The sequence below is a fragment of the Methanoculleus sp. UBA413 genome (assembly GCF_002502935.1).
GTDB classification, from domain to species: Archaea; Halobacteriota; Methanomicrobia; order Methanomicrobiales; family Methanoculleaceae; genus Methanoculleus; species Methanoculleus bourgensis.
In genome coordinates this window covers 18,442-23,437 of record NZ_DAQR01000093.1, presented here as the reverse complement: position 1 = coordinate 23,437, position 4,996 = coordinate 18,442, and the positions used below count along the sequence as shown (strand labels likewise).

The 4,996-nt window shown below is 53.3% G+C and carries 4 protein-coding genes and 1 pseudogene; all 5 read right to left on the bottom strand.

The window, feature by feature from the left end:
* Positions 1-75 precede the first annotated feature (75 nt).
* Positions 76-1,413, bottom strand: coding sequence for a hypothetical protein (locus BP858_RS07600; RefSeq protein WP_214166004.1), 1,338 nt, complete (start codon positions 1,411-1,413; stop codon positions 76-78).
* A 649-nt stretch (positions 1,414-2,062) separates the two neighbouring features.
* A complete protein-coding gene (locus BP858_RS07595) occupies positions 2,063-3,220 on the bottom strand; it encodes a hypothetical protein (RefSeq protein WP_214166005.1) in 1,158 nt (385 codons plus the stop codon).
* A 125-nt stretch (positions 3,221-3,345) separates the two neighbouring features.
* On the bottom strand, positions 3,346-4,113 hold the full coding sequence (locus BP858_RS07590; RefSeq protein ID WP_214166006.1) for a carboxypeptidase regulatory-like domain-containing protein: 768 nt from the start codon (positions 4,111-4,113) through the stop codon (positions 3,346-3,348).
* A gap of 155 nt (positions 4,114-4,268) precedes the next feature.
* A complete protein-coding gene (gene rpl12p, locus BP858_RS07585) occupies positions 4,269-4,586 on the bottom strand; it encodes a 50S ribosomal protein P1 (RefSeq protein WP_014866086.1) in 318 nt (105 codons plus the stop codon).
* A 29-nt stretch (positions 4,587-4,615) separates the two neighbouring features.
* A pseudogene (rplP0, locus tag BP858_RS07580) lies at positions 4,616-4,996 on the bottom strand (50S ribosomal protein L10); the annotation flags it as partial.

Sequence of the window (4,996 nt, the reverse complement as noted above, 5' to 3'; positions counted from 1 at the left end):
ATCAGTACGGCAACAATCAAAGCTATGCGCATAGCCGATCCAATCCCAAAAATTGGTTGAGGATCAACCTCACGGCTATTTGAACGGGTCGAGAATCCCATTTCCATTCCAATCACCCCAACCAATGAAGTTCTTAGTTGATGGGCTCGGACCAACGTTAAGAACAGAGTTCCTCATAATGAACACGTTTAACGGACTGCAATCCTCATGATGTTGATTCGTATATTTGTCGTGCATCGGGCTGACGGCAAGATCGCTGTACTGTCCACAGAATGAACTACCACTATATTCATCAAGGGCGCCATAGAGGTGGTATACCTCGTGCGCATAAACGCCAGATGGCGTTTGGGTAAGCGGAGTGTTAGGCAATCCTGGATACCAGTATGAAATCACGGCCATGTCTGCGTAACCCGTGCTAGTGCCTGTTGCATAACAGCCCTGATTGTCATGCGTTAGGTAGATAATCACGACCTGATCTGCTCCAGCCCAGCTTTTAATCGATCTTGCCATTTGCTCAGTAGCAGCGTAGCCCGTACCAGAGTAGCCGAGGTTTCTTGCTGCTGTTACCATCCATCCATTCGGGCCCCAGGAGCTGGACTGATCGCCCTGATTCTGTCCAGAAACAGTTACGGTCAAGAAACCGCCGTCGTTGACAAGGTTAGCGGCCGCAGGCGCTTGGTTGCGAATTGCCGTTGTCGCGGAGTTTAAGCCGCTCAATGCAGCATTCCGATTCGATTGGATCCAGGTTCCCTGAAAGTCTGGGACCGGAGTCGTGAAGTCCACGAATATATATAAATAGTAGGCTTTTCCAGTCGCGTGGGGTGCTGATTGCGATGAAGGGCTGACATAGAGAGAGCTACCTGTAGAGCTATCTATACGGCTATCAAGCGCAGAAGCTCCTGCGATACCGAGATGGCCGTCCTGAATAATTCTCGCAATTTGCTCTCTGTGCGCTCTGACGTATCGATCCACTTCATCGGCATTAAGTCCTAAAACAAGCCCCAACTCCTCTCCAAATTTGTCCAAGTTCGGTATTAGATAGTAACGATTGTCTACATCATAGTAATTGACCAATACCTGTTCTTCAAGAATTTGGGAATATTTCTTGACTTCCTCTTCAGATAAGCCCCACTTCAACTCTTCATTCCAAGAGCTCAGATAGCTTACCGTATCTTGGATAATCACTCTGTCATCGTGCTCCATCTCCATAGATTCTGCTTTTAGCAGTATCTCTAACGGTATCGGTTCCGGCGCGGGCACATCGACACCAACAATGAGGATTGGTTCCCCATCAATGTCGGTTGGACCCGAATATCTCTCATTACTTGCACTCACCACCGGCACCATCGCAATACTCATCAACAGTACAGCAAAGAGCACGGAAAATGCTCGCATTCCAATTTTTCCATTCATGTGACTTTCTCCTGTAACATCCCCGGAGGCAAAGGAGAAAACCCATAAATATGTGAAATACGAATATCTCCCTAGCCTTCGGGCCGTGGGGGGTTCATCCTATCCGTGCAAGGGCGGGTGAACCTCCACCATGGTGCGAACGCTATTTTGAGCATCCGCATGGGGACATCAACGTTCCGACGATTATAGTTTACGGCCATAGCGGCGACATGTCAGTCGGTCGTTTGCAAAAATGAGGGAATTCACCCGGGTGATGGGCGCAATTGCCGATGAAAAGGAGACATAGCTTTACGCTTACTCGAAAAAACGACTGCAATATCCGTAATCCGATCCTGATGACAGACGTGCGCTCCGGCAAGGAACGAGAACTATCATCCCATTTTCCTGATATTTCTCCCGTGCAAATGCGATATCTCCGGATCGAGATCCGCAAGCATGGCTCCCCTCGCAGAGCTCCGCCGACCGGTCATCCCGAGGAGCCCATCTCCATCTCTCCCCGATCTCATTCCCAGGACTTCTTGGAAGATTTTACTGTCATGGGGGAGAACCGGCATGGATGAGAATGGCCACCGGAAAGAGGAGAGGATTGTGGAGGGGACTAATGGTAATGTTTCGCATACCCTCCAGGTCCCCCATCACAAAAAGCCAGCTACTGGGGCTCCGTAGGGATGTTATATCTGTCCGCCAAGAGGGCATACCCGCCGTCGGTGGTCTGGATGACCGAGACCGCCCTGCCTATCGCGAAGGTGACGTTCAGTTCAATGTCCCACTCCTGGAGTCCGCCGGGATCGAGCTTCACGACGTGGGGGACGCCTACCCAGTCGGAGAAGATCAAAAGCCGAGGTTTGCAATACCACGTAACAGGGGCGTATACATATCCTCCACCGGTCGTTTTGATGATCGGAACCGACGCATTGAGCGCTCTCTTCTCGAGCACATTCCCACCCGGATCAAGGACAACCTCCTCCAGCGGTCCCAGCATTATGTTGCTGTAGATGACAGTACTTTTGCTTTCTGGACCTTCGCTCATGAAGTGCACGTCGTGGTAGAGTGGCGGCGTGCCGAGTGTCGTATCCCAGAGTAAATCGCCTGTGGCATTCAGTCGGAGTATCCACACGTCAAAGCCGCCTCTGTCCGGAAGAGAAATCCGACTGCCCACCAGGTAACCCCCGTCGGATGTCTGGACGATGATATCCTCAGAGGCCCTCCCGGTCGTCGGTCTGTAGGTCTTCCTCCACTCTTCCGTCAGGTTCCGATCTTTCTTGAGTACCAGGAGATCTCCTCCGAAAGTTCCGACGACGACAACCCCGCCGTCGGTAGTCCCGGCGACCGACTCCAAGATGCCAGCCTCCGCACTCTGTACTTCGCTCTTCAGGAGGTTCCCTGTCAGGTCAAAGAGCGGGGTTCTGGAACTTTCGGTGCTGGAACCGCTGACCGCTACGATGGTGCCTATTGCTGTCTCGACAACAGAAGCCGAAGCTCCCTCTCCGATGACATTCCAGTCGACGGTACCGTTGCTGTTGAGTTCGAAAACTCCATAAGATCGACCACCGCGCCAGGGCCAGACCTCCCCACCGATAAGATATCCCCCGTCTGCAGTCTGGGTTATGGTCCTGGCAATATCATCTCCCCCGGTATCGATGAGCGTCTGCCATTGTTCTGTACCCTCAGCATCGACCTTGAAGACCAGGATATCGCGGCCGATCTCGTCAGGAGGCATAAGGCACCCTGCCGTAAAGACCAGCAGAACACAGAACCCGATCACCAAGATGCCAATCTCTCTGGATGCAGTGGGTTTTGTGCTCACTTTTTTATCATTCCCTGTACCGCGTATTTCATCCTTTCGAACATTTTGTCCTTTTCATGGTCTTACGAGCCTAATAAAAAAAGGAGTTTTAGCCGTCCTCTGATCTATTCAGCCAGTCACGTACTTTACCACCCTTCCTTTCTCCGACGGACCTCCAGAAAGACCAATAATGCTCCCAATGCTCCGATGATACCTATCTGCAGATCGAATCCCAGAGTTGCCCGGCCAGAGGGTTCCAGTTTCAGGTCGAGTTCGTTCGTCACGTCTTCGAAGATAATCTCGCGCTGGAGGGTGAGATAGCCCTCTTTCTGAACGCTGACGGTCTGCCTGCTCCCAAGTGCGTTTTCGATCAGATACCTGCCGTCTCTTCCGGTCGTGTTCGCCTCCGAGAAGTCTTCGCCGCCATCCAGCCAGAATACTGATTCAAATCGCACGGATACGTTGTGAATCGGATTGCCTTTGAGGTCTGTTACCCTGCCCGAAACGGTGATCAGCGGCGGTGGAGGTATTCCAATATGAATGGTCACGTTCAGAGATTTTTCCGCTCGGTTTCCGAGGTTATCGGTCGCTATGACCGTGATTCTGTTCTTCCCCACAGAAACCGGTACAGAACATGCAAACTTCGTCCCGTTCCCACACGAAACCTCCCCTATTTCGCTTTGCACGATCACGCTCCGTATACCGGAAGGGGCATCGGTTTCGCCGATAACCGCAACGTGAGGCGGAACGACGTCGATCCAGCCTTCATCACCCTCTTTCGGGGAGGTGATGGTGAGATTTATCGTCTCGCCGTCGGGCACCGGACTTTCAGGTTGAAGACCTGAACATACTGTAGGAAACGCAATGATCATCAGTACGGCAACAATCAAAGCTATGCGCATGACCGACCCCATCCAAATTAAGCATCCGTACGGGGACGTCAACGTTTCGATAGTTATAGTTTATGGCCACCGTGGCGACGTATCAGTCGGCTATCTTTAAAAGCGGGGCGAGCCGTCCCAGCGATGTGCGCAATCGTACTGTAAATACCTACGAAAGAAAAAGAGATTTAGCCGAAGAGGGCTCCGAGACCGGCCATGCCGCTCTCTTCTTCCTCTTCCTTCTTCTCCTCTTCCTTCTCTTCTTCAGCGGCTGCGGGTGCGGCGGCTGCAGGGGCAGCGGCTGCGGGTGCAGCGGCGGCGACCGGTGCGACGGCGGCCTTGCTGATGGCCTCCTCGATGTTCACGTCCTCGAGTGCGGCGACGAGCGCCTTGACACGGGCGTCCTCGACGGCGACGCCGGCGGCCTTCAGGACAGCAGTCACATTCTCATCAGTTACGTCTTTGCCTGCGTTGTGCAGGAGCAGTGCAGCGTAGATATACTCCATAATGTATTCACCTCAAGTCTTGTAGTGTATTAGCCGAAGAGTGCTCCAAGACCGGCCATGCCGCTCTCTTCCTCTTCTTCCTTCTTCTCCTCTTCCTTCTCCTCTTCCGCGGGTTTTGCCTCTTCTGCGGGCTCCGCTGCAGCGGGTGCAGCAGCGGTTGCAGCGGAAGCGGCCTTCAGGGTCGCCTCATCGAGTTCGAAGCCATGGTCTGCCGCTACGAGCGCGACGGCCAGCATCTGCTGCTGTGCCCGTCCGATGATGAGGTCAATGACCCCCTTCTCGTAGATGCTCGCCTCGACGCCCACGTTCCGGGCCTCCCGCACCGCCTTGCCGATGATGGCGCTGATGGTAAGCCTGGTCGGTATGACGGCGTTGACCGAGAGGTTGAACGCCTGCTGTGCCGCAAGCAC